Annotated in this window: 30 protein-coding genes; 5 read left to right on the top strand and 25 right to left on the bottom strand. The window is 28.7% G+C overall.

Annotation, left to right across the window (positions count from 1 at the left end):
* The first annotated feature begins 2 nt into the window (after positions 1–2).
* The 5 genes from BLT88_RS14155 (at position 3) to BLT88_RS09655 (ending at position 3,215) form a co-directional block, all read left to right on the top strand.
* The gene (locus tag BLT88_RS14155) at positions 3–179 is read left to right on the top strand and encodes a hypothetical protein (RefSeq protein ID WP_157691189.1); all 177 of its coding nucleotides are present in this window, start codon (positions 3–5) and stop codon (positions 177–179) included.
* Positions 180–983: 804 nt separating this feature from the next.
* Complete coding sequence (locus BLT88_RS14150) at positions 984–1,142, top strand: hypothetical protein (protein ID WP_157691187.1); 159 nt, start codon at positions 984–986, stop codon at positions 1,140–1,142.
* Between the two features lie 249 nt (positions 1,143–1,391).
* Positions 1,392–1,832, top strand: coding sequence for a hypothetical protein (locus BLT88_RS09665; protein ID WP_091954452.1), 441 nt, complete (start codon positions 1,392–1,394; stop codon positions 1,830–1,832).
* A gap of 137 nt (positions 1,833–1,969) precedes the next feature.
* Positions 1,970–2,611 carry a DUF6266 family protein gene (locus BLT88_RS09660; RefSeq protein WP_091954451.1) on the top strand — a complete coding sequence of 214 codons (642 nt, stop codon included), beginning with the start codon at positions 1,970–1,972 and terminating at the stop codon, positions 2,609–2,611.
* A 139-nt stretch (positions 2,612–2,750) separates the two neighbouring features.
* Entirely contained in the window at positions 2,751–3,215 is a 465-nt protein-coding gene (locus BLT88_RS09655; RefSeq protein ID WP_091954449.1) for a hypothetical protein, read from the top strand.
* A 309-nt stretch (positions 3,216–3,524) separates the two neighbouring features.
* Here the strand turns inward: BLT88_RS09655 and BLT88_RS09650 are convergent, their stop codons facing one another.
* From BLT88_RS09650 to BLT88_RS09530, 25 genes are all read right to left on the bottom strand, one after another.
* Positions 3,525–3,914, bottom strand: a complete 390-nt coding sequence (locus BLT88_RS09650; RefSeq protein ID WP_091954448.1) for a hypothetical protein — start codon at positions 3,912–3,914, stop codon at positions 3,525–3,527.
* A gap of 79 nt (positions 3,915–3,993) precedes the next feature.
* On the bottom strand, positions 3,994–4,953 hold the full coding sequence (locus BLT88_RS09645) for a hypothetical protein (protein WP_172824298.1): 960 nt from the start codon (positions 4,951–4,953) through the stop codon (positions 3,994–3,996).
* Between the two features lie 355 nt (positions 4,954–5,308).
* The gene (locus BLT88_RS09640; protein WP_091954445.1) at positions 5,309–6,217 is read right to left on the bottom strand and encodes an AraC family transcriptional regulator; all 909 of its coding nucleotides are present in this window, start codon (positions 6,215–6,217) and stop codon (positions 5,309–5,311) included.
* An 89-nt stretch (positions 6,218–6,306) separates the two neighbouring features.
* Entirely contained in the window at positions 6,307–7,206 is a 900-nt protein-coding gene (locus BLT88_RS09635; protein WP_091954444.1) for an oxidoreductase, read from the bottom strand.
* 2 nt (positions 7,207–7,208) lie between these two features.
* Positions 7,209–7,739, bottom strand: a complete 531-nt coding sequence (locus BLT88_RS09630; protein WP_091954442.1) for an SRPBCC domain-containing protein — start codon at positions 7,737–7,739, stop codon at positions 7,209–7,211.
* 480 nt (positions 7,740–8,219) lie between these two features.
* Positions 8,220–8,408, bottom strand: coding sequence for a hypothetical protein (locus BLT88_RS09625; protein ID WP_091954441.1), 189 nt, complete (start codon positions 8,406–8,408; stop codon positions 8,220–8,222).
* A 170-nt stretch (positions 8,409–8,578) separates the two neighbouring features.
* Positions 8,579–9,652, bottom strand: a complete 1,074-nt coding sequence (locus BLT88_RS09620; protein WP_157691183.1) for a S41 family peptidase — start codon at positions 9,650–9,652, stop codon at positions 8,579–8,581.
* A gap of 324 nt (positions 9,653–9,976) precedes the next feature.
* Positions 9,977–11,131 (bottom strand): alpha/beta hydrolase, encoded by a 1,155-nt coding sequence (locus BLT88_RS09615; protein ID WP_020081167.1) that lies wholly within the window; start codon positions 11,129–11,131, stop codon positions 9,977–9,979.
* Between the two features lie 165 nt (positions 11,132–11,296).
* Entirely contained in the window at positions 11,297–11,761 is a 465-nt protein-coding gene (locus tag BLT88_RS09610) for a hypothetical protein (RefSeq protein WP_091954436.1), read from the bottom strand.
* A 160-nt stretch (positions 11,762–11,921) separates the two neighbouring features.
* The gene (locus tag BLT88_RS09605) at positions 11,922–12,344 is read right to left on the bottom strand and encodes a hypothetical protein (RefSeq protein WP_091954435.1); all 423 of its coding nucleotides are present in this window, start codon (positions 12,342–12,344) and stop codon (positions 11,922–11,924) included.
* A 5-nt stretch (positions 12,345–12,349) separates the two neighbouring features.
* The gene (locus BLT88_RS09600) at positions 12,350–12,712 is read right to left on the bottom strand and encodes a PadR family transcriptional regulator (RefSeq protein WP_091954433.1); all 363 of its coding nucleotides are present in this window, start codon (positions 12,710–12,712) and stop codon (positions 12,350–12,352) included.
* 240 nt (positions 12,713–12,952) lie between these two features.
* The gene (locus tag BLT88_RS09595) at positions 12,953–14,251 is read right to left on the bottom strand and encodes an erythromycin esterase family protein (protein ID WP_091955755.1); all 1,299 of its coding nucleotides are present in this window, start codon (positions 14,249–14,251) and stop codon (positions 12,953–12,955) included.
* 276 nt (positions 14,252–14,527) lie between these two features.
* Entirely contained in the window at positions 14,528–14,977 is a 450-nt protein-coding gene (locus BLT88_RS09590; protein WP_091954432.1) for an ankyrin repeat domain-containing protein, read from the bottom strand.
* A gap of 160 nt (positions 14,978–15,137) precedes the next feature.
* Positions 15,138–15,644, bottom strand: coding sequence for a hypothetical protein (locus tag BLT88_RS09585; protein ID WP_091954431.1), 507 nt, complete (start codon positions 15,642–15,644; stop codon positions 15,138–15,140).
* Positions 15,645–15,870: 226 nt separating this feature from the next.
* Positions 15,871–16,413 carry a DUF6090 family protein gene (locus tag BLT88_RS09580; RefSeq protein WP_091954429.1) on the bottom strand — a complete coding sequence of 181 codons (543 nt, stop codon included), beginning with the start codon at positions 16,411–16,413 and terminating at the stop codon, positions 15,871–15,873.
* 142 nt (positions 16,414–16,555) lie between these two features.
* Complete coding sequence (locus tag BLT88_RS09575; protein ID WP_091954428.1) at positions 16,556–16,963, bottom strand: hypothetical protein; 408 nt, start codon at positions 16,961–16,963, stop codon at positions 16,556–16,558.
* Positions 16,935–17,336, bottom strand: a complete 402-nt coding sequence (locus BLT88_RS09570) for a hypothetical protein (RefSeq protein WP_091954426.1) — start codon at positions 17,334–17,336, stop codon at positions 16,935–16,937. The genes BLT88_RS09575 and BLT88_RS09570 overlap by 29 nt, the downstream gene beginning before the upstream one ends.
* A gap of 350 nt (positions 17,337–17,686) precedes the next feature.
* Complete coding sequence (locus BLT88_RS09565) at positions 17,687–18,130, bottom strand: hypothetical protein (protein WP_091954425.1); 444 nt, start codon at positions 18,128–18,130, stop codon at positions 17,687–17,689.
* A 164-nt stretch (positions 18,131–18,294) separates the two neighbouring features.
* Positions 18,295–19,542 (bottom strand): hypothetical protein, encoded by a 1,248-nt coding sequence (locus BLT88_RS09560; protein WP_091954423.1) that lies wholly within the window; start codon positions 19,540–19,542, stop codon positions 18,295–18,297.
* 150 nt (positions 19,543–19,692) lie between these two features.
* The gene (locus BLT88_RS09555) at positions 19,693–20,493 is read right to left on the bottom strand and encodes a tetratricopeptide repeat protein (RefSeq protein WP_091954422.1); all 801 of its coding nucleotides are present in this window, start codon (positions 20,491–20,493) and stop codon (positions 19,693–19,695) included.
* Between the two features lie 2 nt (positions 20,494–20,495).
* Positions 20,496–20,993: a hypothetical protein gene (locus tag BLT88_RS09550; RefSeq protein WP_091954420.1), complete on the bottom strand. Its 498-nt coding sequence runs from the start codon at positions 20,991–20,993 to the stop codon at positions 20,496–20,498.
* Positions 20,994–21,135: 142 nt separating this feature from the next.
* Positions 21,136–21,777 (bottom strand): hypothetical protein, encoded by a 642-nt coding sequence (locus BLT88_RS09545; protein WP_091954419.1) that lies wholly within the window; start codon positions 21,775–21,777, stop codon positions 21,136–21,138.
* A gap of 152 nt (positions 21,778–21,929) precedes the next feature.
* Positions 21,930–23,192, bottom strand: a complete 1,263-nt coding sequence (locus tag BLT88_RS09540; protein ID WP_091954417.1) for a hypothetical protein — start codon at positions 23,190–23,192, stop codon at positions 21,930–21,932.
* Between the two features lie 130 nt (positions 23,193–23,322).
* A complete protein-coding gene (locus BLT88_RS09535) occupies positions 23,323–24,546 on the bottom strand; it encodes a DUF4932 domain-containing protein (protein WP_091954415.1) in 1,224 nt (407 codons plus the stop codon).
* A 150-nt stretch (positions 24,547–24,696) separates the two neighbouring features.
* Positions 24,697–26,280: an RNA-directed DNA polymerase gene (locus BLT88_RS09530; RefSeq protein ID WP_091954414.1), complete on the bottom strand. Its 1,584-nt coding sequence runs from the start codon at positions 26,278–26,280 to the stop codon at positions 24,697–24,699.
* Positions 26,281–26,388 lie beyond the last annotated feature (108 nt).

The raw sequence follows: 26,388 nt of genomic DNA, 5'->3' as shown, positions 1-26,388 counted from the left end.
AAATGTCAAAAAGTAAAAAAATAGTATTAAAAACAAGAGTTGAAAAAGCTTTAAAAAAAGATGTTGCATCCATTGAAGTTAGAAACTTATATGCTTTTTTAGATGGTTATTCTAAGTCGTCTAAAAAGTATAATTCATTGGATATTAAAGTAGATTCGAACTTAGTAAATCAAAAATAATTTCCCCACAAAATAAAACCCAGTTTTTTCGTACCTCAAAATCCTCTGTCTTTTATTTTGTTCCGCTCGCCAACGCATAGTTGGTTTTATGTCATAATAGTTGTACCCAACGCTATAATGGCACATTGCTTGTTTTATTTAAAAGTATCTATTTTTCTTAATTTGTACAATAAAAAAGCAAAGAGCCATTGCCTACGCTCAAACAACTATTACACCAAAAAACCAACCCAAAGCTATGTTACATAATAGAAGTTATAGTAGCAAAAACCTTTTCAAAGGTTGCCTACGGCGTGTTATTATGTTTTGGTAGCTATAACTGCTATTATGTAAAATATCCGCTCATCCACCGCTCACATCCGAACTTTTAACCACATTTTGAACAAGTATTAAACAGTCGAACATTTAAAGGGTTACGTTAATTGATAATAATATTAGTTATCTCATTCAACTGCACAAAACCATCGTTAAGTCCAAGTATTCCTTACCTCAAGTCTTTGTTTGTTTCATTTCGCTAACAAACATTAAAGTCCACTTTTCCCCACCACCCAAGTCAGCGGTTATAAAAAAATAGGTTTACAATATTTTGTAGTACGCCATAGCACATTACTTTTTATCGTGCCTCAAAAAAGTAATAAGCTATTGTCTATAAGTCCTGTATAAGTAGCTTTTTTAAATGCTGTTTTATCAAACAACTATTTAAAACGCTACCCATACAAACGCTTCACCCAACGCTCAAATACGAACTGAAACCTATTTTTTTAAGTGTTAATTCCCCAGAAAAGTTATATTTAGGGTATGAAAAAAATGATTGAAGATTTATTTGATTTATTCTTTCCTCACGATATTGATTATAACGGTAATAAAATTGAAAATCCAGAAGGCGATGATTCTTATTCTACAAAGGTCTTCACAATTATTATGATTATTATAATAGTAATATTAACAGGTATAGTATTAAAATAAAAAAAGGTAGCAAATATATGTGGCTTCCTCTGCCAGCCGCACAAGGCAGTAAAGGTCAAGCCCTACGGGTTTTGAATAAAACTTTTTTCACAATATTTCTTCTATTTCATTAAACATTTTAACTCAAAAAACTTTTATCCAAAAACCTTGACAGCCTTACCCACGCCACAATAACTATGGCTATCTTTTTTTCTTTTCAAAAAAAATAATGGTGCGAAGCGTAGCGAAGCAATTTTAAATTGGATAGCTATGTCAACTTTTGAACTAAAAACACACAAATCTGGTCGCACTTACTCGAACCCTCATTTTTTCATCCTAAACAAAGGTCTAAACAGCGGAAAACCCTTAACAAATCCCTGTCCTAATTGTTTTGTAGTCACAACTACAACCGAAGAAGCAAAAAACACATTATTTCACTTATCGATGATGTTGCAAATTGGCGGTTTTTACGCCTACTATTTAAAAGGTAGTGTTATTCCGTTTATCTCTGTAGATGATTGCAGAAACACGCTTAAAAAAGGTTTAAAATCAAGTGGTAATATTACCAATCAGATGCAAAAACACATAAAAGCTGTAGAAGTTATCAGTAAAAAAGAAAAAGAACTGCAAAATGTCATTGATAAAATGTCAGTTTTAAAGGTGGCATATATTCGTAATTGTTTCAAATTAATGCAAAGCAAAGAAGCCTAGCGCAAAGGCATCATACAAGCCTAAAACAGTAACAAAATGGCATAATATTAGTTATATTAGTAACGAAAATAAGGTTTAAAAGCAATGTTAAGTCCGTACCAAATCCGAACGAGTATTAATTTTAAATATTTATAAGTATGGGGAAAATAGCCCAAGGAATTTTAGGAGGCTTATCTGGTAAGGTAGGTAACATTGTTGGAGGTAGCTGGAAAGGTATCGACTACATTAGAATTAAGCCATCTAGCGTGGCGAATCCTCGAACAGAGGGACAAGTAAACCAGCGTAATAAATTTACTATTACATTGGAGTATTTACAGGCTACAAGCGATTTTATTAAGATTGGTTACAAGTCGTTTGCAGTTAAAAAGACTGAATTTAATGCTGCAATGTCTTATGTATTAAATAACGCAGTAGGAGGTATCGCACCTAACTTTACAATCGATTATTCTTTAGCTTTATTGAGTAGAGGTTCTTTGTCAAGTGTTTTAAATGGTTCCACCGATTTAGCAACACCAGGACAAGTAACTTTTGAATGGAATGATAACTCGGCAGAAGGTAACGCAAATGTAACAGACAAAGCGATGGTATTGGTTTACAATCCAAGTAAGAAAGAATCAATTTCTATTTTGGATGGTGCTGATAGAACTGTAGGTTCGCAAATGGTTACAATACCAAATACCTACGCAGGAGACACAGTAGAGCTATTTATGGCGTTTGTTTCGGCTGATGGTACACAAGTATCAAATAGTGTGTATTTAGGCTCTGGTACGGCAGCTTAATAACTTTAAGTTTAAATACATATTGAAAACCGTTTCTATTAATTTAGAAGCGGTTTTTTTAAAAATTTTTTAAACCTCAAAAATTTATAGATTTGAATAATCTATCTTTACTAATCTTAAAAAATTATTATTTATTAAAATGAAAAAAAAGAATAGAAATAAATACAATAATTGGCTTAATCATTTAAATAATACAAAGGATAGAACAAATTATTCAATTCGTAGAATGGATTTGTTAGTTATTGCTATAAGTGGTTCAGGAATCTATATAATATTTGAAACTTTAAGAGAGTTTAAAACAGGCAAAATTGAAATTGAAAACTCAACAATTTTGATATGGTCTGGTGTAATTCTTCTTTTAGGTATTATATCAAATTTTATTTCACAGGTAACCGGTTATCACGGTAACAATAATGAAGAGAAATATATTGTAGAAGAATTAAAAAAAATTGAAGGAAAAAAGCACGATGCCTGTTTGCAAAAAGAATACGATAATAAAGTAAATCAGTTTAATTTTTGGACTGATTTATTAAATGTAGTATCTATTGTTTTTATGTTAGTTGGTATATTTTTACTGGCGATTTTTAATTATCTTTTGATTTAGGTCTTGTGCCAGTTCTTGATCCCTTTGTTTGTGTGTTTTTTCTATGTTCGGTTAAATTTACCTTTTTACCCTTATTAGAATCAGTGTTATTAGTTTTCTTTTTTGCCATAAATACATACCTTTTTGCAAATATAGTTTAATACTGGTCACTAAAAAAAACAAGTATTTATTTACCTTTTCAAAATATAATTAAGCCTTTTTTAAATGTTATACCTATGTTGTACCTATTTTAATAATTTTTATATAAAGTCAATAAATACAATGCTTTTGATAGGTTATTAATATAACACGGTGTTGGCAAATCGTTTTTTAATTCCACTCAACATCAAGTTTTTTTAATTCCGTTTTTAATTTAGATAATGATTCAGATTCTATTAAACTAATATTGATTTTCATTTTCTTTAATTCCGATTTCAGTATATATTCTCCCGCAAAATGTTTAATTCCTTTTATTTCTTTTAATTTCATTTTCTTTCCAAAAGGCCAATTTTGCTTAATAATTCCTTTTTCAAGAGTTAGATATTTTTCCTTTTTCTGATAGAAATATATTAACAAATAAATTCCAGAAATTAAAAACCAGAAATAGTCAAACAAATCTACATTCTCATTTCTCACCGTTTGAATTATTCCATTTACAAGCCATAATAAACCTAAATATAAATTCAGATTAACTTGTTTTTTTTCATATTGTATTCTCATTTTTTTTTAATGTTTGCCAACGTTCTGTGTATGGGGCGTTGCTGACCAAAGGGAGGCTATGACCTATACACCTTGTTCTCTACAGGCTTTTATTTCCTAATTTAAAAGTCAAACCTCCTCTGATTATTAATCCCTTATTTAATTGTTCTCCAATTGCGTATCCTGTTGATTTATATCCTACTTGAAGTGTAAATCCATAAAGGTTTTTGTCTTTGCTAATGTCATAATTAACAGTAGATATAAATTGACCTCCAAAGCCCTCATATGCTATAAGTTTGTCATTTTGATAAAACTCAATATTTGGTTGATTCCAAATTTGTCCTGATAAATTAAATGATAGATTATCGGATGATTTTAGATTCCAAATATTTGCTACGACTCGCCATGAGTTGGGTAAATTTGGGTCTGAATGACTAAAACTAAACAGCATTAATTTAGAATTTAACTTAAAGTAATTTTGATATACCAATTCTGGACCATAAGGAGTGTATTCAAATCTAAACCTTGGCAAATATTTAAGTCTATTGCTCAGTTTTATCATTCCTATTCTGGAGCTATGTCTACCTTTAACGATATAATCGTAAAAGACAGACTTGAAGGCATAAAAATTCATAGGATCGGTCAATAGTGCAATGAACGAATAGGCACGCATCTTTTCACGGGTAAGTGGTTCACCACCATATAGCTGATTTATGTTTTGTCTGTATTGTATCGGGTCAGCAGCTGGATTGGTAACAAAGGCTGTGTAGCCCGGCATATCATTGCTTCCATAAAGATAGGCAAGGCCAAAATTATAATTGAACTTCTCATCCAATAAAATATTTTTTCTCATTATATCTGAAAGGATAAGATTAGTTTCAGAACCACCTAAATTTATCATTAAACCCTGCTGATTTGTAAAATTAGACGGATATTTCAAACGTATAAAAGAGAATTTATTGGTGAAAGGTGGTGGCATATTGTACACAATTTCATCAATTGAACCGCCTGCCTCGAGCATTCTATATCCATGACCAAATCTTTCATGATTCATTGTCATTGCATAATCAGTTATTAGATAATTGCTTAAGAATAGTTTACTAAAGCGGAAAATAGGGTTAATCACTTTAGCGAAATTATTTTCAGTTTTGATTATTTTTTTTGGGATGAACAATGAGTCTGCATAATCGAGTAAATGAAAACCTGCATTAATATTTTCTCCGGCAAAATTCTGTCCTAATTGTTTTTCATAGATTATATTATATCTGGATTGTGCTTTACCTAAAACAGTAATAAGCGATAAGAATATGGTTATAATTAATTTTATTTTCATTAGTAGCTTGTAGAGAACGCTTTGGCTATGCGCAGTAGCCCGAAGGGTATGGCGTATAGGCTTTGTTAGGCACTGGATATTTCTAGTTTGATTTTCGGTATTTCGTTGGGTTCATGCCAACTTTCTTTTTGAATAATTGGCTAAAATGCTGTGGGTAATCAAACCCCAAATTAAAAGCAATCTCACTAATCGATGAGTTTGAATTTAATAATGTGGTTTTTGCTTTTTCAATTAAATGAGAAGATATGTGGTCTTTGGCACTTCTTCCTGTTTCTATTTTTAATAAGTCGCTTAAATAGGAACCTGACATATTCATAGCTTCTCCACATTGTTTAACTGAAGGCACTCCCTTTTCGGATAAATCTGAAGATGAAAAATACTTTTGCAAGTATTGTTCGAATTTACTCACGAGGTCTTTGTTTTGGTTGGTTCTCGTGAAGAACTGCCTATCATAATATCGGTAGCTATATTTTAAAATACTCTCAAGGTTCTGAATAATTATATCTTGAGAGTGCTTATCTATATTGAGGTTTAACTCTAAATCTATTTTTTTAACTAGTTCTAAAAGCGACTGTTTTTCCACATCAGATAGATGGAGAGCTTCATTAGTCTCATAGTTAAAGAATGAATAGTTTTCGATTTCCTTCCCTAGTTCTGATCTTCGAATCAAATCTGGGTGAAACATGATTGTCCATCCTGAATCGTCAAGTTCTTCAATCGGATCAGCCAATGATGCTACTTGTTTTGGAGCTAGAAAAACTAATGTTGCATCAGCGAAATCGTATGAACCCTTGCCATATTGAAAGGTTGTTCCTGATATTTTACCTTTCATTGAAATGAGATAAAGCTCACTAGTCAGCTTTATTTTTTCAAAGTCAAAATCAATCTTGGGCCATTTTCTTATTATGGTTATTAATGGGTGTTTTGGCGCTCCCAATCCAAGCATTTGGTGTACTTCATTAATACTTTTAACACAATAAATCTCTTTCATATGATTGCTCTTACTAATTCTGCGCCCCCCCGATTTTCCCAGCTTTATGTTATCAATATAAAGTTGGTAAAGATTTCACTTCTTTCGTTTTAATATTGAACACCAGTTAGTTGTTCTGATAAATCCCATAGGTGTTTTGCATTTGTCAGATTGTGTGACATTTTACTGGACTGAACTAATTCAGGAAACCCTCTAACTTGCATAAATCCCCCAGGACCATAGTAATCACCAGATTTGGCATTTACATCTGTAGCTGCTCTTAGGGTTGACAGAACACCCTTCTCTACAGGAAGAAATAATAAATTCATAAAAACATTAAAGATTCCTGAGTGTCTTGCCAAATCGGTTTTTGTACCACCTGGATGTGCCGTGACAACCAAAGGAGGATTTTCAACATTTTCTAATCTTCTCTTTAATTCATATGAGAAATACAAGTTTGCTAGCTTGCTATCACTGTATGCTTTGTTTGTATTGTATTTCCTTTTTTCCCAATTAATATCTGTAAAGTCTATATCACCTTGGTTATGCGCTACGCTAGAAGTAGATACAATCCGCGCGTTTTTGGTACTCATCAATAAAGGCATTAGAAGCCCCGTTAATGCAAAAGGACCTAAATGATTCGTGCCCATTTGAGTTTCAAAACCATTTTTTGTTTTAGAGTAGGGACACATCATTATGCCAGCATTATTTATAAGAATGTCTAGTTTTTTGTAATCTTCTAAAACTCCTTTTGCAAAGGAAGAAATAGAATCCAAACTACTCAAATCAAGGCTTCTTATATCTATTTTGACATTTGCATATTCTTTACGAATTTCCGATGCTACAATTTCAGCTTTCTGAGTATTTCTAACTGCCATTATTACAGTGGCATTCTTCATTGCAAGAACTCTTGTGGCCTCTTTTCCTAGGCCGCTTGTTGCACCTGTTATAATTATTGTTTTATCTTTCTGTTCAGGAATGTTTTGAATCCCCCATTTTTTATTTTCCATTATTATTGATTTCGATTTTCGCAAAAATTTTTTAAGTCTTGATTCATAATGTTATAATGCTCTGCCATATTTGCTTTGACCTTGTTTGTCATTAAAAAAGGGCTTAACATTCCTTTCATTGTTTCATAATGGATTAGACGAGTTCCCTTGCCCTCATTTGTTGGTTCAAAAACAAATACATGTTCCGCTTTGATCAGAATGCCATTATAAACTCCCCAAACAAAAACTTTTTTACTATTGACGGTAATAATTGGATTTACAGGGGCTTTTTGAGGATCATTTTTTCTTCCAAAATCTAATGTTAAATCAAGTTTTGGCTTAGATGCAATATCATTGATGTCTCCACTTAAAATTTCGATTTTGGGAAATACTTTGCACCATTTAAACCATTGATCAAATTCTAGAAATATCTTTTTGACCGCGTCAGGGGAAGCGTTAATATCTATTTCTGTATAAACTGTTCGTTTGCCTTTCACTTCATCTATATACTTTATATAGTCATAACTTTTTTGCGCAAAAATTGATTGTGACATTATGAAGAAATTAATTATTAATAAAACGGTTTTCACTTTATCATGATTTAAATCATTTATGGCGTAAAGTTCTGATTAGCCTGTGAAAAAGATGTATGGAAATCGCTGAAGGTTGAATACATTTCGCTAATTTTTATCTTGTGCCTAACGGTTTGGTGTATGATTTCGTTGCGTGTTTTAACAACTAAGTTACTAAAAATAACTGGCATTAATTCAGCGCGAGGATTTTCCGAAGGAAAATCAGAAGCAATGAATTATACACTGTGTTGCCATTTCGTTGTTTTTCAATTTGTTATTATTCCGCTAAATTTCGTTTTCCAATTTTTAGCGTTTGAGTGAATTCAGTCAGCGTTTAATTCCACTAACTATTTTCAGTTCCAACTGAGAGAATAATTCCACTCTCAGTTTAGTTTTTGTTACTCAATTCAGATTTTAATCACGCAAAATTTCTCAAAACCTGAAGTGATTTTTTATGTAAAATCATTCGGCTTTACTTTTCTTTGAATATAAACTAAAAAATCCAGTGGCTAATATTGCTAAAAGCAATCTTTGAATCCAAATATTCATATTATTAAATAGAGGACTTTGACCACCAAAAAAAGTTCCGATTAAGTACCCTATATTTATTATTCCTGCTACTAAGAATAAATATTTTATCATTTTTCCCATTGTAATTTATTTTTTTTAGTTCACCAATGAATGGCAACGTGATTGTGTATGGTTAGTTGCGTGTTTTAGCGGTTGACTCTGCAAGTATAGACCAAACTGAAAATCCGCGAAGGTTTTCAGAAGTAGGCGAGAACGAGCAATTACTTATAGCCGTTGTTCTACGCAGTTTTTTATTTAACCATTTTATTAATTAATTCAGTTCCCTTTTCAAGCACTTCGTCCTTTTTGATTGTTGACTGTTTCACATAGTTTGTTGGAACATATAATTCGCGTGGATTTCCATTAATATGATATAATTTCTGCAAAATCAATTTGTAACCAAAACCTTGATTTTCAAATCGAAAATCAAAGTCAGAACCAGCCAGTCTTTTCATTTCTGTACCCACTATTTCAGCTCTTTCCATTGCATCAAAGCCTATAGCTATACCTTCACCCATACTACCAGTCCATCGTCCAACAAGAATAATGACAGGTTTTTGGTATTGATTACCTCTTGGGCTAACATGTTCAAACCAACTCCTTACTATTTTAGGTTGATTATCGTAAGACTCGACATACATATGTTTTTGATAAGGAAGTTCTTTGTCGGTAAACCTTCCCATAATTCCTTTTCCTACATATGTATTACCTCCATTGTTGGTATTTCGTAAATCTATAATTAATCCTTTTGTGTAAAATAAGCTGTCTAAAGTCTTATCAAATTCGCTTATAAGTTGGTTATTTCCTAATGAGTTATTAATACGAATTATACCAATTCCATTTTCAATTCTATAACTTAAAAGTTCACTCTCTTTCTTGAAGTTCAATTTATCTAAGTCTAATTGAACATTCTGACCATCTTCCACTTTTAAGCTTAATAGTCTTGGTTCACTATACTTTCCTGAAACAATTTTGTTAGCTATCCAATTTCTAACTTCTGGCAAAGTTTTGTCATTACAAATTGAAGGGAAATCATCAATTTTCTTAATGAAATCTACTCCGTTAAATTTCAATATTTCAGCGCCAAGAATATTTTCGTCTAAATTATCTATTTGGGTTTGCCATACATTTTTGATGAATGCCTTTCCGTTTTTAAGTTCAATATATATTGGTGCTGATAAGCGATATGATTCTCTAATATTTGTGCTCAGAGATATGTGACTGTCATAAAATTCATTTAGCAAGTATTCAAAGAAAAGTATTACATCCGCTTGATTTTTGAGAGTATCAATTTTGGCTACATATTTTTCCTCGATACAATTCATATTTAACTCCTTATCGTCTAAATAGACATACAAATTCTTGATATTTTCAATAATTTGATTAAAGTCTTCTCGAACTTTGGTTCTATCGATATTGCTTTCTTGTGAGCTGGCAGAAGAAAAATTAAATAGAACAGTAAGTATTATAATTATTTGTCTCATTAATTTTTGATTGATGTTTCAAATTGCGTAGAACGTGGTTGTACAAGATTAGTTGCTGTGTTTAAGCACTAAATTTAGCAAATAATTACAGTCAAATAAAATCCGCGAGGACTTTTGTAAGTAAGCTAAAAGCAAGCAATTAATTTTGTACGGTGTTAGGCAACGTTATTTTTCAATTTCTATTATCTTTTTTAGTCTTTCAATATGTCTGTAAAAATCTTTTTTATTTAAAACATCATCTCCAAGATTTGAATAGCCTTTTTTGTATAGTTTCAAGGCTTTCTTATAGCTTTTATTTTGTTCAGCAACTGCTGAAAGCATAAAATAACCATCGGAGTATTCTGGATAAAGATCAATACTAAATTCGCCTATTTTTTTTAGGGATTCCCAATCTTCTCTTTCTTCTGCGATCCAATATATGGACTCTAAATCATCTTTTCTTACAGGCATTTTTATACCATAATGCTCATTTATTTTAATGTATTTTTTTTTCAGATAGGATAGTAGATTCTTTTCTAATTCAATTTCTTTGTCTGTTATTATCGAATAATCTTTAAAAATTGCTTTTAATGCGAAGGGGAAACTCCTATTTATTAGTGAATAATGTGTTTCTCCTTTAAAATTATTAAAAGTATATTCAGTTTTTAGATTAAAAACTATTTTATTCAGTGTGCTATCAATTTTTTTAACTGTTTTTAAATGCCCAGGCAAATCGTATTGGCTAGTGCTTATATAATAGGAAAGGAATTTATTATTATTAGATAGTTTATCAATTATTTTTTTAGAAATACGCTCATTAAGATATGGGCTGAGTAAAATATAAGAATTGAAAACGGAGTTGTCAAAAAGAAAAAAATTAGGATAAGTAGCCGTGAAAGAATGCCCTGCTAATACTTTATAGTTTCCAGCTTTATACTTGTCAGTCAGATAAGGTACTAACTCCTTTTCTATAAACTCTTTAAATTTTATACCTTTTCCTTTTAATTCTGCATTTTTTGAATTGTAAGAACAATCATTATTTCTAGCCCATATTTTTGTTGAATCGAAATAATTTTGATCAATTCCCACTATAACAGATTCTGGTATTTTTTCTGTTGCAAGTAACAATTCAGAATTACCGATGAGATTGTAAAACATATATTCTCCATCAAGAGTCAAAATCAAAGGAAAATTTTCTGTCTTTTCGAAAGATTTTGGAATATGAATTCTAATAGTTCTCTTTTCGTTTAATATTTTAGATTCAAACGTTTCGACCAATGTTTTTTGACAAAACAAAGTTTTAGATACAGTTAGAATTAATATAATAAGTATTTTTTTCATAATGTTGCCTAACGTTGTTGTATATGGTTTGTTGCGTGTTTTAAGCACTAAAGTTAGCAAATAAAACACAGACCTGCCTGCCGCAGGCAAGGTAGAAAGTCCGCGAGGACTTTCGTAAATTGGCTAAAACCAGCAATTAATTTTATACGGTGTTGTAAAACGTTATTATTCAACTTCGATATTCAAAACAGGTTTTTTAACTCTAAAATTGTCAGCTTTTATTAATTTAATTCCAACCATGCTTTCAGATGATATATTTTGATTCTTATTTTCAATTAAATATCCGTTAACATAAATATCATTTTCCTCACTCAGTCCAAAAAAGCTATTCAATTCCTTTTGCGATTTGATTTTAAATTCGTGATTAATATTCGCTTTTATAATTCCTGCGTTTTTTTCGTTTTCTATAAATAGGTATGTCTTGCCTAATTTTCTTTCTTTAAAAATATTGAGTTCCATAACTTTGTCAGATGATATTTTATTTAATAAATCAACACTTCCAATTATTGTGTCGTTTATTATTAAAATTGGCTTTTCAGTTTTCATTATGCTTATTTCAGAATTCTGATTTTGAGCATAACTTGAAATTCCCATGGCTAGAATTAATAAAATTGTTAATATAGATTTCATTCAGTTTTTTCTTTAATGTTTTACAACGTGTTTGTATAAGATTAGTTGCGTGTTTTAAGCATTAAGGTTAGCAAATAAATCACAGATAGAAAGTCCGCAAGGACTTTCGTAAGTAGGCTTTTACCAGCAATTTTTTTTACACGGTGTTAGGTGTAGTTTTTTATTCAAACAGATTTTCCTTATCTAAATTCTTGATTGTTTCTTTTCTAACCGAAAGATAATAAATCAAATGTATAATTAAAATGACTGACCAAATTAAAGCTGTTATATAAATTACTTTAATATTTTCATATTTCGATTCAAAGGCAAATACAAACCATAATACTGAAACTATATTATGCGCTAAAAATGTCGAAAGATGAAATCTAAACCCGATATGATAAATTGGAAGATATTCATATTCTTTTCTACCAAAGTAATTTCCGTTAAACCACATTAGAATTCCATAAACAATTGAGCAAATAATAACTGCCAAAGTCATTTTATTAGTAATTGATGTACTTAATCCAATTCGGAATAATATTGTCAATAAAATTGTTGCTAATGTAAATTTCAGTAAGTTCTTTGTTATTAATGTTTTCATATTTTTTATTTTTTTAAAATGTTCTTTATTTCAGTTGAAAAGAACAGTTCTATATTTCTTTCGATAAATTTTTCAAGTAATTCATTTCCCATTTTGGTCAAGAAGTAGTATTTTCTATCAGGTCCTTTATTTCCTTTTTTATTTTCAAATGTTACTACGTCAATATGTTCATATTTCCGCAAATTTCTATAAAGACTTTGTTCTTCGCAGTTAATTGTGTTTTTGGATTTACTTTCTATAAATTCCTTAATTTCATCCACATATTTTTGTCCATCTTTCAATGCAAGAAATATCCATAAAGTAAGTTGTCCTTTTTTATAAGTTTCCTCCCAAGAAGATAGTAAATCAGGTAGTATGTTTTTTGTCATATTCAAATAGTATTATTCAACTTGTATAATACAAATGTACAACTATTTTTTGATTTTCCAAATTTTATTTAGTTTTCAGAGGTTTGTGGGTAATTACACCTAACGTGCTTGTGTAAGGAAAGTTGCGTGGTTTAGGCAATGAAGTTAGTAAATAAAACACCAACCAAGAAAATCCGAGAGGATTTTCGTAAGTAGGCTTTTACCAGCAATTTTTTTTACACGGTGTTGTAAAACGTTTAATTATTCATTTAAATTAGAGTTTGAAATTGATAAATTTTTTACAAAAATCAAACCGTCATATATTTCAGAATATTTTTTATTCATTAAATTATTTTTTTTAGATTGAAAACCATTACCACCAGAATTAAATTGTTTACTTGTTTTCTTAAAAAATGATTTAATATTACTATTTAATGCTTTATTTAAATCAATAAAGTAAATATCTAAGTTTGATTTAAAAAGTGTTTCTGCATATGTACTATTAAAAGGTTTTTTAAATTTAAATTGTTTCCAACCATTTAACTTACCATTTTCTACTTTAATTCCTGGTATTGTTCCAGAACCAAAATCAAATCCTACACTATAATATTCATTCTTATAAAATTCTTTTAATTGTCTTCCTAAATTATAAATATTTCGTTTACTATAATTGCCAAAACCTTTGTTATTAATATGTTCATTATGAGCCCAAATAAATGCTTTTCCGTTTTTTGACTTATTTTCAATTATCCATTTAACATTTTCATACATCTTTAAATCTCTATCTTGACTATAATGATTTTGTACATAGTAAGTATATTTTTTCAAATAATTCAAAGCTCTAATAGCTGAATTAAATTCACTAATATTTTCATTCGTACTTTTTTTTTGAAATTCAATTAAAATATTTTCAATTTCATTCAGTTTAGGAGTTTGAATCTCCTCCCAATTTGATTTTTTCCCATATTCAACTTTTTTATTTACACATTTGTCTAAAGTAATTAGAAGTTCTTCTCTAATAGGAATTTTCTTCCTAAGAACAAAATCACGAATTTTTAGATTGATATTTTTCACATATTGAATGTCCATTCCATAAAAATAAACTTGTTCATCTTTATTCTTAGTTGAATTATAATCTCTCATCCATTTTATAAGGTTTACTATTTCTATACAATACCAAGGTCCAATACTAAAATTATTAGCAATTGTTTTAATATCTCCCTTACCTCCTGAAATCCATTCATTAATACCTGATTCAGATGGAAAAGATTCTTCCATTATAAAAGTTTTTACATGATGATTTTTTACTAAGTATTTAAAAAATTTAGCTTTTAGATTAAAAAACTCTTTTCCGTGATGAGTAGCTTCACCGAATCCAAAAACTTTAGCATTTGCAAATTTATTAGGTGTATTATTTTTAAAAACTATTAGTTCAGAATCAGGGTTTGCATCTTCAATTTCAATAGCATTTTCATTAATCCATTTTATAGTTTTATTATTTTGACCATTAATATTGAATAAGGAAAATAGTATTACAAATATTAAATAATTTTTTTTCATAATATGAAATTGATTCTTTAGTTCAAACATATAGTATTTTGTTTTCTAAAATGTTAAAGAAAGATTTAATTCAAGTTAATTTAACCTTAAAACAATTCAATTAGCTTTTAAGTTGGAAGTTCTGCTAAATGTTTTACAACGTGTTTGTATATGGTTTGTTGCGTGTTTTAAGCACCTAATTTAGCAAATACAAACCGAATAGAAAATCCGCGAGGATTTTCGTAAATAGGCTAGAACTAGCAATAAATTATATACGGTGTTGTACATAGTTTTTTATTACAATTTGTATTCTTTCAAAAACTTTTCAATTTCAGACTTGTCATATTTTTTAGCATAATCAAGTGCTGTTCTCCCATTATTTGTTGTATTTAAATCAGCTCCATTTTTAAGTAAACACCTAACAGATTCTAATTGCCCATATTTCACGGCATACATTAAAGGTGTTTTTCCTGTGCATTCTCCTTCTAAATTAGCTTTTCTTTTCACAAAGTATTTTAGTGATTCTAAAGATTTTAATTTCACACTAATTGCTAAATAATTATAAGAACTACCTTTAATTTCGTAGCATTTATCTAAATTCTCATTAGATATTAACTCATCTAAATTTTCAGTTTTTCCATCTTTAATTGAATTCCAAATCTCTTTTGAAATTTCCTGTCCATACGAGATATTTCCATGTATTAAAGTAAAAAAAGTTATTAGTGTAATTTTTGTAATTAATTTCATTTTTCGTTTTTTTTTAATTATGTACAACGTTTGGTATATGGTTTGTTGCGTGTTTAAGCTACTAATTCTGTAAATAATTACCGACCGAGGAAGTCCACGAGGACTTTCGTAAGTAGGCAAGAAGCCAGCAATAAATTATATACGGTGTTACCTGTTGTTTTTAATTCAAGTTAATTAATTCCATTGATTTAATAGATTCATTCGCAATTTTAAATGTTATAATGCTACCGGATATACAAAAATCAGATGTTACTAAATGAATACTCACTTCATTATTGCTCATATTTATAGTTGATTTATAATAATGTTTCTTTAAATTTTCTAAAGAGTCTCCGACAGAGTGATTATTTATTTTAACAGTAATATTATTAATCGTTCTGTCTCTAATTTCAAAATCATGAAGATTTTTATTTGGTCTAAAAGCAAAGTAAGATTTTCCATATTCGTAATATGAGATGTTTTCGTCATCATATTCACTCCAATATGTAGTTATTTCGTTCGGTTCCCCAAATAGACTTGTGACTTTTTCAGATGTTAAATTAGAAAATTCTATTTTGTTCAGTTTCACGGGATTCACAATTGAATGGGTTTCAGCCCATTTATTTTGTCCAAATACAGAGAATGAAATAAAGAATAGAATTATTAATATTTTGAGTGACTTTTTCATTAGCGTTTTTTCAATTACAGGTAACGTGTTTGTACAAGATTAGTTGCGTGATTTGGCACTAAATTCAATAAATAATTACTGACAAAGAAAATCCGCGAGGATTTTCGTAAGTAAGCAAAAAGCAAGCAATTAATTTTGTACGGTGTTAGCAACTGGCTTTTTCGTTCAGTTTTAGTGTATTTATCAAAATTCAGTTTTATTTTCTAATTATGTAATGTAATCAAATTTAATCTTTAATAATTCCCTCAATTTGCTCTTGTAAATCTTTTTCTGAAACTATAATATCCTGCATCATTAACATAATAAGTTCCTTTTTCTCAATACTGGTATCTTTTATGTTTGGATAAAGAAAATTCATTAAATATTGGGTTTTTGATAACATTATTTCTTTTTGTTCTTCAATATTCGCCCAGTCGGAAATTCTATTGTATTCAAGTAATTCAATTTTTGAATTAGAAATAGCTTTCCAAGAACTTATTCTAATTTTAGGTATTTGAATTCCGTTGACTTTCATCATTACATCGAATATAGAAATTTTATCATTGTTTTTGTAAAAATCTAAGGTGTCGATAAGTGTTTTTTGTTGTGGTATTTTTTCCTTTATATCTTGATTGCTCTCTTTCAATTCTTTTTTCATTGAAGAAAGTATTTGATTTATATATTTTTCGTCTTTTTTGTTTTCATTCCAGTTGTTAATATACAGAGCTACTAGAATACCAATTATTATTGGAACTATCTCCTTAAAAAATGCTTTGATATATTTCTTCATTAAATCTGTATGTTTTTTTAGCTTGTTGCTAACGTGATTGTATAAGATTAGTTGCGTGTTTTAAGCACTAAATTTAACAAATAAAAACCGAATAGAAAATCCTCGCGGACTTTCGTAAATAGGCTAGAAACAGCAATTAATTTTATACATTGTTAGGCACTGGATTTTTCGATTCGAGTAATAAAATCCAAATTAATCCTATTATTGATGTTATAAATGCTAATCCGATTAAAAATACTAATGAATTAGCTTCTATATTTGTTTGAAACTCTTTAGCATTCGGCGATATTTTACTAAAAAAACTACCGTAAGTCATTCCAACAGTTAAACTCCAACCAGCAATTAAAAGTTTTTTCCCAAAGTTCTTGTTCTTGAATACTAAAATAGCTGGAATAATTAACAATAATCCCATAATATAATCATCAATCCATCTTGCCCAAAATCCCCATTCCCCATATCTTCTTATCGTCTCACCAATTATTAAGCCTAATGCTAAAAGAATTGCTAAATAAGAGTTTAATCTATATTGTATTTTTCTGTTTTTTTTCATTCGGATAGCAGATTATTAAAGAATATATAAAGGCAATAAAAGAAAAAAACAAAGTAAAACTTAAGATTATTAATGTGTTATCAGTTGAATTACTGGACGTTTTTGCAATAAATTCGTCCATTCTCCAAGCGAAAGCTCTATAATTTAAGCAGAAAATGTAGCCCCAAGCTCCACATAGAAGTCCTTTTCCATTTATATTTTTCAGAACTGTAATTCCTGCAAATATTAGTAATGAAATTCCAATATAATCACAAAATAATTGAATAATGGATTGTACAAATTTAAAATGAAACCAAGTTTCTAATATGAAATGAAAAATTCCTACGATTATAGAAAACCAACTAAAAAATTTTATAATTTCTTTTTTTTTCATTGTCATGAGTTCTTGTGCCTAACGTGGTTGTACAAGATTAGTTGCTGTGTTTAAGCACTAAATTTAGCAAATAATTACAGTCAAAGAAAGTCCGCGAGGACTTTCGTAAGTAGGCTAGAACTAGCAATAAATTATATACGATGTTGGCAGTAGTTATTTTTTTCTTTTCTAATATCGTTAATTCCTTTTATAGTAATTCCAGCACTTGCTATTGAACCAGATATTCCCATAATTTTATTTCCATTTACTGCTAGAAATATACCATCAATAGTCCCAATTACACCAATTGTTAAAAAAATACTTTCAATGGTTTATTTTTGTTTTCACTCATTTCTTTCTATTCAGTTTAATTATTTTTTATCTGTTCTGTGATTTTCAAACATTTCAATTGCTGCTTTTAAAAAACCAAACATTCCTAACCCTAAAACAATAATTCCAATAGATAATTCTTTTAGAACTCCAACTTTTGCGAAATAATATCCAATTAATCCAAAAGTTAAAAAGAATAAAATCATAAGGCTTATGGAAGCAATCATAAGCTTACCTTTTTTAGGGTTTTTCCAAATTTTTTCCGAAAACTTATTTTGTGTTTTAGTAGTGTCTTGTAACGATGAAAAACTTACTCCAAGTCCCATAAAAATCAATAATGAGTTTAGATTTTTAAAAATTAAATCAGGGTTTTCTCGTAATTGTTCAATTCCTAGAAAATATGGTTTGAAAGCAAAATATAACCCAATTAGCATTAATGGATATTGTAGATAACTTATATAATGAAAAAGTGTTTTAAAGTTCATAATATTCTTGAATCTGTCTAATTACTGCCAACGGTTAGGCTATGAGTAGTTGCGTGGATTAACACTTAACTTTGTAAGTATGCACTACTTTGGACATTCCATAGAAATTTCCAAAGTAGACGAGAACAAGCAATTACTTATAGCCATTGTTGTAAATAGTTTATTTATTCGCTAGTAGTATTAGTTCTGACATATAAAAAAATCAATCCTGATAGATGTCCTTCTATTGGAGAATGTCTTATCCCTTCTATTCTTTCTATTATGTTATCATCATTAATTTGATAGTATACTTCTATTTGATCTTTAACTTTACCATTTTCATATATATATTCAGTAAAAATTTTGTTTTCTAAATAGTCTTCATGTACAGTGCTGTAAAATAAAACTTTATCATTCAAGCCAATTTGTGCTTTATATCTAATTTGATTGTTAAATGAATCTTTTAATAGTTTTATTTCTCTTACAAGGCTTTTTTCTCGGTTTATAGAGGATAAAGTAACATTCCTATATTCTTTTATCAAGATATAATCTTGATAATACGTTATTTTATTATATATTAAATAATAATCAAAATTTGTTCCTGGATCTTTTTCAAAAATTCCTTTTTCAATAATTTGATCTTTATTGTTAAAAACTTCTTTTAATGAAAATTTAGGATCTATGAAGTTAGTTGTAATGCGTGTATAACCTGTGCCTGTAACGTTATATATACTTTTAAGGTGATAGATTATTTTTTGATTCTCGGTTTTCACTTCTTCTATTATCCTTTTTTTACCTAAAATTAATTTGAATTTCCTAGTGGTGCTATTTGATTCTAGTCCATTGTTAAACTCAATACTCTTTTCTTCATTATCCGTAGTATATATTTTGTTGTAGTATTTTATTAATTTGATACCGCCACTTTGATCATTGTGTACATAAGATGTCTCTATAAAGTGTTTGTATTCAGGTGAATTCCCTTTTCCAAATAAAGCTTGATTTTGTATTCTACATTTTCCTTTACTGTAGATATAGGTCTCTATTAAACTTACTTTGTTGTTGATGTATTCAATTTTTTTCGACCTTATTAAGTTTTTTTCTAAAAGAGGTGCTAAATCCCAATGACCGTCTTTAATAATTTTTTTTGTATAAAAATTTATTGTTTGCAGACTATTTTTTTCATATATGAATTCTTTTGTATCTATATTTTTTGAGTCAAATATTTCTGGATCTCTTTTTTTGTATCTAGGGTTATATAATAACCTTCTATTGTCAACATTTTTTAGATTAATATTGCCTGAGCCTTCTAGGCTAATTTCAGTATTCGTTAGTTGGTTAAAGTAGTTGTTTCTCCATGGATTATTAAATTGAATAAGTGGTCTTATAGCAATAAAATCCGGATCAATTAAATTAGAATTAGTTTCGTCTGTCATTATTTTTATATTATTTACAACGTGATTGTATATGGTTTGTTGTGTGGTTTAAGCACCTAATTTAGCAAATATAAACCGAATAGAAAATCCACGAGAACTTTCGTAAGTATGCTAGAACTAGCAATAAATTATATACGGTGTTGTACACAGTTATTGGTTCATTTTCTGTTTAAATTCAGTTATTTCCTCTAAATATATTTCGTTTTGAAATTCTTTGTAAGGGTCTTCTCTTTTATAATCAATCGATTTTTCTGCTTTTAAAATATGTTCGTTTACTTTATCTAAATTTTCTAATTTTAGATATGCTTTTGCCAATCCAAAATGTGCTTCTGGTGTATTTTCGGATTGCTTTAACACTCTATTAAATTCTGAAATTGACTTTTCATAATTCCCAAGTTCATATTCACACATTCCGAGATAAGTAAATGTGTTTATATCAACCCAATCTTCCTTATTATTCTTTACATTACGATTAAAGCAATCTATGGCTTTTTGATATTCCTTATTCCCAAAATGACATTCGCCCCTCAAGAAATCAATATCTTCTCCCCAAGGTGCGTCCGTGAAATTTGGCGTTAAACTGTCAAGTCTATTTAAATCGAACAATGCTTTTTTATAATCTCTTAAAAAACGAAGTTTCATATATCCACGATAGCCTAAATGTAAACTTGGGTCAAGTTCAACTGCTTTATTTAATAACTGAAACCCTGTAGCAAAATCTCCTCTTTTATTAAAAGGGACAGATTGTTCAAAGTAAGCATCTGAATAATTTGGGTTTTGGTATGTTAGGATATTAAACATAGTTTGAGAAAGATAAACACCTTGTTGATGTCCTGCTATTTTAAACCTTTTTTCTTTAGGAGCAAGACCAAGGAAATACAATACAAATAGTGTGTAAGAAAAAAATACTATTGTTAATATTACTTTTAATATTTTTAAAAAAACCTTCATAGTTAAAATATATCTGTGATTTTTCCTTGTTCAATTTTAAAATTTAAAACAAAATAACTATCTAGAGTCTTATCTTTCCACGTTCCAGCATTCCATTTTTGTAATTTAATAATTGATGCCTGAAGTGTTTTTATTTTTAGACTATCAAAACTATTTTCTTTTAATTCACTATCTATTGTTTTTATTCTAAATCTACCAATTTTACCGTTGCAATTAATTATAAACCTAAAGGTTATAAAACCTGAATTCCCAAAATTTAATTGCTCGGTTGTTTTCCAAAGTTCCTTTTTTATTGCTTTTTTCCCACCTTGATAGTTTGATTTAGTTGAATAATATTGAGGTATCCGTTTTTCATCGCATACTTTAAAAGTTGATTTGTCAATTTCTTTGTTAAATGATAAATCTCCAACTCTGTTTGTAACTTGATAATTAAGCCAAATAGTTAAGACTAATGCTATTAAAAAACTAATTAATAAAAAGAGATTAAGTTTATTTTTCAATTCGGATTATGATTTCGTGGTTAATTGTGTACAACGTTGTTGTATATGGTTTGTTGCGTGTTTTAAGCACCTAATTTAGCAAATACAAATCGAATAGAAAATCCGCGAGGATTTTCGTAAGTATGCTAGAACTAGCAATAAATTATATACGGTGTTGTACACTGGCTTTATGTTTATTAATCAGTTCGTTTATTCCAAATTCAGGACTGGATAAAACTTCTTTTTTCATTTGTTTTAAATATTTTTTTGCTCCTTCCATTGATGCTTGAGCCAAAAATATTACGTCAACTTTAGATTCCAATAGTTCTATTTTTTTTGCAATTCCTTTTTCATAACCACTAAAGTCTTTCTTTTCAAAATAAGACCAAAACTCACTGCAATCACAGTTTGAAATTTCAATTTGTTTATTTAGTTCAGATGAAATTTTAAGTAGTAAATTCTCGCTCACTTTTTTTGTTGAGTTTGCGGTATATACTAATCCAATTTTTTTAAAATTCTGAACTATGTATTCAACAATCGGTTTGTCAATTCTATAAATGCTAGAATCATTATCACATTCCTCTCCATAAGTAGAACAAGTACAAATTAATAATGATGGATTTTCTTTTTTTATTAATTCAATTTCTTTTTTAAATGACACGACATCAGTTTCTCCATTTATCAAAGCAGATTCAAGTAATTTTTCGTTTACAAAATGTTTGATTTCAATATTTTTGTCAAATTTTCTTACCAATTTTTCAAATGTATCAATATGAATCGATGATGTATGTAGAAATGCTATCATTTTTTTTGCTTGTGTACAACGGTCTTGTATATGGTTTGTTGCGTGTTTAAGCACCTAATTTAGCAAATAAAAACCGAATAGAAAATCCGAGAGGATTTTCGTAAGTAGGCTAGAACTAGCAATAAATTATATACGGTGTTAGCACAAGTTTTTTAGTTTTTAAATGTTTTAATCAATATTTTATTTATTTCATCTTTTTCTCTAACAAAATCAAAAATTGGCCATTCCAAATACCAATCTATATTTAATTTATCAACAACTATTGCTTGTGTAAAGAGTTCTGCTAAATTTTCGTGTTTATCATTTAAAATGTTGTGAGCGATTTTAAAAAGAGGTGTTGCTGTTCCAACCTTTATTTTCTTTAATACTTTTTTCACCTCATTATCTTTATTTTGTTTTTTTAGTGAAATAGCATTATTAACTTTAATTCGAAGAATACAATCTTCTTGGTCTTCATTTTTCGGTTCGATTTGTTCTGAATATTTACAAGTTTTACAGACAAGGTCATAATTCTTTGAATTCAAATCTTCGAAAGTTTGTATCATAATTTGATATATTGCATTATCAATATTGTCTTTATCCCAATTTCCCCAACAATTAAAAATTAACAATTGTCCAGCGAGTTTAAACTGCAACCAAGATTTTAAAAAATAATCTTTATCAATATGAACAACATCTCCGATTTTGTAATTATATGGGTTTTTTGTTCTTGAAATGTACTTCTTATTTACAACTGAAGAGTTATGTACAATTAGATGTCTTCTTTCTCTGATTTCAATAATTTCATCCCAATTTATTAAATCTTTTTCAAGCGATATAGAAAGTTTATCCTTAAAATGTTCGAGAAGTTCATTAAATGATTTGTCAATAATTAGATTTTCTACTTCTTTTACAATTAAATCTTTTGTAGCTTCCTCTATTGTGTCATATTCATTTAGTTCTTTGAGAGTAAACTTAAATTCTTTTTGATTAAGAGAATTTTTGAATTTGTTATAGTAGTAGCTTAGAAGGTCAGCAATTAAATACTCGAAGTAATTATTTAGCATTAAGAATGAACTACGAGAAAGTATTTCATAGTTTTTTGGTGAAATTTTTGGTTGTTTTCTGAGTTTTCGAGCGAACTTTTTAAAGAAAATTTCAGCTTCTTCTTTGGTTATTGTGTCATCATCTTTGTCCTTATTTTTGACACGCTCCATTTCTTCCGTAATTTCGGTTAATGCTTGGTCAAAAAATTCTTTCGATTTTTCCTTTATTGATTCATCTTCACCAGACGCTAAATTTCCAAATTTGTTAAAGTATAGTTTGACACTATTCAGGTTTTCGAAATAAGTGTCATAAATAGATTCTACATTATAAACTTTTTCTTTTTTTTCTTCCTGTGACGAGGAATCTTTAGAATCTTTTTCTTCTTTCATAAAGTATTTTTCAAATTTGTGCTAACGTGTTTGTGTATGATTAGTTGCGTGTTTTAAGCACTAAAGTTAGCAAATATAAACCGAATAGAAAATCCGCGAGGACTTTCGTAAGTAAGCTAAAACCAAGCAATTAATTATACACGTTGTTAGGCACAGATTTTTGTTCAATCCATTCTAAAATAGGTTTATAAATTTCTTCTATTTTTGGTTTGGATTTTGCATTATATTGTTTAATTAATTCTTTATTAAAGTCCCTAAATTGATTAAATTTTCTTTTGTCATTGATAAAATCAGTTTGTATTTTAATTATTGTATCAATATTTTCTTTACTATATGTGTCAAGAGCATATAAATTAAAAACTCCCCAAGTCATATACTCATTAAATGTGTTATAACTTGATTGATACATACCACCTTTTTGATTATTCCAAAACTTATAATCAATCATTGCATTTTTTAATTCATCATTGTACTTGTCAGTTAATGGGTTAACATAATTATGGTCGATTTCGGTAAATACAACTCTCGCCATTTTGCTAGATTTTATTTCAAATTCCTTTTCTGGCAAATTATCAATGTTTTCATAGGGTGCGTTAACAAACATAAAAGTTTGTTCCAAATTCTTATCATTATTTTTAAATTTCATTGTATTGTGAAATCCACCTGTAAGTGGAGAAAAAATTATACGGTAAGATTGATATTTGCTAGAAAATTTATTTTCTAACCAAACTTTCATATTCTGAAAATCACAAAGTTTACTATAGTTACTAATTAATTTAGCATAATAATTTTTATGCTTTGCATAGTAATTCTTAAAACCTGATTTATTCGCAAAATCCTCAATCAACTTTATGTTTTCGGATATTAAAAAAGCTTTGGACTTAAAAAGTTTAATGAGTATAGGATTTACATTAATAAAACTATTTGATTTTAATTTATTGGAATCATTAATTTCATAATTTAAGGAAAGAAGTCTTATAGCAAATTGACTCGAACCATATGGGTTCGGTTTTAAATATTCATTGAGTTTTAATACTAACTCGTGATTTTTATAACTCTTAAAGTGGTTAATAAAATTAGTATAATAACCAGTTTTATGGTTAGTTAAATTTTGGTCATTTTGGAAGGTTTCAGTTAGACTACAAGCAATTTGCATCAACTCATAAACTTCAGGGTTTTCCACTATTATTTTATCTCTATACTTATTTTCTATATTTACTGTTGGATAAAAAATATCTATTGCCTTGTTCTCAATAAATTCTGGTTTAATGAGGTATGTTATTACTAAAACAGCAAGTAGTATGATTGTTACTAATAAAAGTTTCCCAAAGAATTTTAATGTTTTGCGTATCATTTTTTCAATTTGTGCCTAACGTTGTTGTATATGATTTGTTGCGTGTTTTCAGTAACTAATTTAGTAAATAATTACAGACAAAGAAAGTCCGCGAGGACTTTCGTAAGTAGGCAAGAAGCCAGCAATAAATTATATACGGTGTTAGGCACTTTACTTTTTTTTCAATGCTCTAACAATTAATGTATTTATATCACTATGTCCTGACCATGCTTTATAACAAGTGTCTCTGTTTTGAGTAGAAAAATATTGTGAAGCATATAAAATTGCAGATTTCACATATTCTGAATTTTCAGATTGATAGTGTGTTTTTAAAATTCTTCTAAAGGCTGATGTTCCATGCTTTCCAATAATAATTGCACAAAGTGCTCGAAGGGAGATATTTTTCTCATTTGACTTTAAATCTTTCATGGCAATATTCAATATTTCTGGATTCACATTATCGAGATATAAAATTAATGAATAAACCCATTTTTTTTGATAATCAAATATTAGGTTTGGCTTTTTTAATAAAGATTCTATATCTGAATGAGTTATTCTATTACTAACAATCATTTTTCTTAAATAACCAAAATATGTTTGAGCTAAACTAGGTTCATCCGCAAAGTTTTTTAAAACTTGTTCAATAGCATAGTCGCAATTAACAGTAGTGAAAATAGATAAGCAATATTTCTCTATTTTGAACTTATTAGAAAATTCTTTTCTTGAATTAAATAATTTCTTTGTGGCTTCTAATTTAAGGTCTTCTTCATCATATTTTTCTTCATATGTTGTATTCGTTTCTAAATCCCAAATAAGACTATCTAAACCATAATTAACATCAATTTCAATTGTTCTGTCTATTATTTCAGATTTAGCATTTTCAAATAATTTGTCTAATTCCGATTCTTCATGTTGAAGTTCATTTACTTCAAATATTCTAGTCTTGCTTTCGTTTAATGTTAACCCATCTTTACGAAGCCAATTTCCTAATCTTACTTTATGAATTTTTGCATTATTTAATGAATCAAAAAATATATAAATGTCATCAACATATCTAGAAAATTCAAGTCCCTCTAATGAATGCTGTGCATCTATGTCGCATAAAGCAAAATTTCCTAATAAATCAGAAGGAAAAACACCTTGAACGATTCCATGAGAATCATTTTCACGTAGTAATAACATGAATCTTTCAAGAAAGCTAACTGCTTTACTATCTGCACCTGATGAATACAGAAGGTTTCCTATGTTGTGTTGATATATTTTATCAAAATAAGAGGAAATATCTGATTTTAATACATGTGTATATTTTCCTGATTTTGAAAGTTCTTGAATTCTGTTTTTAAATTTATCATAACTATCTCCTGACCTTTCAAACATTTTTCCATCAATATCTTCATTTAGCAAAACATTACTGAATACTTGTGTTCTGTCAATTTCATTTTCAGCTTTTTTTCCGATGTAATCAACTACTAATTGATATGCTAATCTATCAATAGGTTCTAAAATCGAACCATTTCTACTAAAACCATTTTGTTTAATAACATTCATAGAAATGGGCAATCTAGTTGAATAGTTTCCACTTAGTAATTTAGTTTTTAGTTGTTCAAATAATTCTTTAGATGCTTTTTCAAATATTATGGAATAATGAGGTGCAAAAATGAAATCACTATTAATATCTCTCTTTATTCTTTTTATTGCTAATTCGTAGTCGAATTTATCTAATACATCTTTATCAATTCCAATTCCCTTTATCATAATGTTATTTTCTACGAAATGTTGAGTGTATTGTGCCTAACGTTGTTCTATAAGATTAGTTGCGTGTTTTAAGAACTAAAGTTAGTAAATAAACCACAGATTTAAAGT

Origin of the sequence: Polaribacter sp. Hel1_33_78 (genome assembly GCF_900106075.1) — a bacterium.
Classification (GTDB): Bacteria; Bacteroidota; Bacteroidia; order Flavobacteriales; family Flavobacteriaceae; genus Polaribacter.
Note: the sequence above shows the minus strand (reverse complement) of the source record. Positions and strands in the feature narration are given on the sequence as shown.

What these genes read in the sequence shown, in the direction of transcription:
- BLT88_RS09570 (WP_091954426.1), bottom strand. Translation starts at nt 17,336, where the DNA reads ATGAAAAAAAAAGAAATTATAAAATTTTTTAGTTGGTTTTCTATAATC.
- BLT88_RS09565 (WP_091954425.1), bottom strand. Translation starts at nt 18,130, where the DNA reads ATGAACTTTAAAACACTTTTTCATTATATAAGTTATCTACAATATCCA.
- BLT88_RS09595 (WP_091955755.1), bottom strand. Translation starts at nt 14,251, where the DNA reads ATGAAAAAAAATTATTTAATATTTGTAATACTATTTTCCTTATTCAAT.
- BLT88_RS09615 (WP_020081167.1), bottom strand. Translation starts at nt 11,131, where the DNA reads ATGAAAAAAATACTTATTATATTAATTCTAACTGTATCTAAAACTTTG.
- BLT88_RS09580 (WP_091954429.1), bottom strand. Translation starts at nt 16,413, where the DNA reads ATGAAGAAATATATCAAAGCATTTTTTAAGGAGATAGTTCCAATAATA.
- BLT88_RS09640 (WP_091954445.1), bottom strand. Translation starts at nt 6,217, where the DNA reads ATGAAAGAGATTTATTGTGTTAAAAGTATTAATGAAGTACACCAAATG.
- BLT88_RS09650 (WP_091954448.1), bottom strand. Translation starts at nt 3,914, where the DNA reads ATGAGAATACAATATGAAAAAAAACAAGTTAATCTGAATTTATATTTA.
- BLT88_RS09545 (WP_091954419.1), bottom strand. Translation starts at nt 21,777, where the DNA reads ATGATAGCATTTCTACATACATCATCGATTCATATTGATACATTTGAA.
- BLT88_RS09590 (WP_091954432.1), bottom strand. Translation starts at nt 14,977, where the DNA reads ATGAAATTAATTACAAAAATTACACTAATAACTTTTTTTACTTTAATA.
- BLT88_RS09600 (WP_091954433.1), bottom strand. Translation starts at nt 12,712, where the DNA reads ATGACAAAAAACATACTACCTGATTTACTATCTTCTTGGGAGGAAACT.
- BLT88_RS09625 (WP_091954441.1), bottom strand. Translation starts at nt 8,408, where the DNA reads ATGGGAAAAATGATAAAATATTTATTCTTAGTAGCAGGAATAATAAAT.
- BLT88_RS09655 (WP_091954449.1), top strand. Translation starts at nt 2,751, where the DNA reads ATGAAAAAAAAGAATAGAAATAAATACAATAATTGGCTTAATCATTTA.
- BLT88_RS09560 (WP_091954423.1), bottom strand. Translation starts at nt 19,542, where the DNA reads ATGACAGACGAAACTAATTCTAATTTAATTGATCCGGATTTTATTGCT.
- BLT88_RS09605 (WP_091954435.1), bottom strand. Translation starts at nt 12,344, where the DNA reads ATGAAAACATTAATAACAAAGAACTTACTGAAATTTACATTAGCAACA.
- BLT88_RS09620 (WP_157691183.1), bottom strand. Translation starts at nt 9,652, where the DNA reads ATGAATTGTATCGAGGAAAAATATGTAGCCAAAATTGATACTCTCAAA.
- BLT88_RS14155 (WP_157691189.1), top strand. Translation starts at nt 3, where the DNA reads ATGTCAAAAAGTAAAAAAATAGTATTAAAAACAAGAGTTGAAAAAGCT.
- BLT88_RS09540 (WP_091954417.1), bottom strand. Translation starts at nt 23,192, where the DNA reads ATGAAAGAAGAAAAAGATTCTAAAGATTCCTCGTCACAGGAAGAAAAA.
- BLT88_RS09635 (WP_091954444.1), bottom strand. Translation starts at nt 7,206, where the DNA reads ATGGAAAATAAAAAATGGGGGATTCAAAACATTCCTGAACAGAAAGAT.
- BLT88_RS09610 (WP_091954436.1), bottom strand. Translation starts at nt 11,761, where the DNA reads ATGAAATCTATATTAACAATTTTATTAATTCTAGCCATGGGAATTTCA.
- BLT88_RS09645 (WP_172824298.1), bottom strand. Translation starts at nt 4,953, where the DNA reads ATGACAATGAATCATGAAAGATTTGGTCATGGATATAGAATGCTCGAG.
- BLT88_RS09575 (WP_091954428.1), bottom strand. Translation starts at nt 16,963, where the DNA reads ATGAAAAAAAACAGAAAAATACAATATAGATTAAACTCTTATTTAGCA.
- BLT88_RS09585 (WP_091954431.1), bottom strand. Translation starts at nt 15,644, where the DNA reads ATGAAAAAGTCACTCAAAATATTAATAATTCTATTCTTTATTTCATTC.
- BLT88_RS09530 (WP_091954414.1), bottom strand. Translation starts at nt 26,280, where the DNA reads ATGATAAAGGGAATTGGAATTGATAAAGATGTATTAGATAAATTCGAC.
- BLT88_RS09555 (WP_091954422.1), bottom strand. Translation starts at nt 20,493, where the DNA reads ATGAAGGTTTTTTTAAAAATATTAAAAGTAATATTAACAATAGTATTT.
- BLT88_RS14150 (WP_157691187.1), top strand. Translation starts at nt 984, where the DNA reads ATGATTGAAGATTTATTTGATTTATTCTTTCCTCACGATATTGATTAT.
- BLT88_RS09630 (WP_091954442.1), bottom strand. Translation starts at nt 7,739, where the DNA reads ATGTCACAATCAATTTTTGCGCAAAAAAGTTATGACTATATAAAGTAT.
- BLT88_RS09660 (WP_091954451.1), top strand. Translation starts at nt 1,970, where the DNA reads ATGGGGAAAATAGCCCAAGGAATTTTAGGAGGCTTATCTGGTAAGGTA.
- BLT88_RS09535 (WP_091954415.1), bottom strand. Translation starts at nt 24,546, where the DNA reads ATGATACGCAAAACATTAAAATTCTTTGGGAAACTTTTATTAGTAACA.
- BLT88_RS09665 (WP_091954452.1), top strand. Translation starts at nt 1,392, where the DNA reads ATGTCAACTTTTGAACTAAAAACACACAAATCTGGTCGCACTTACTCG.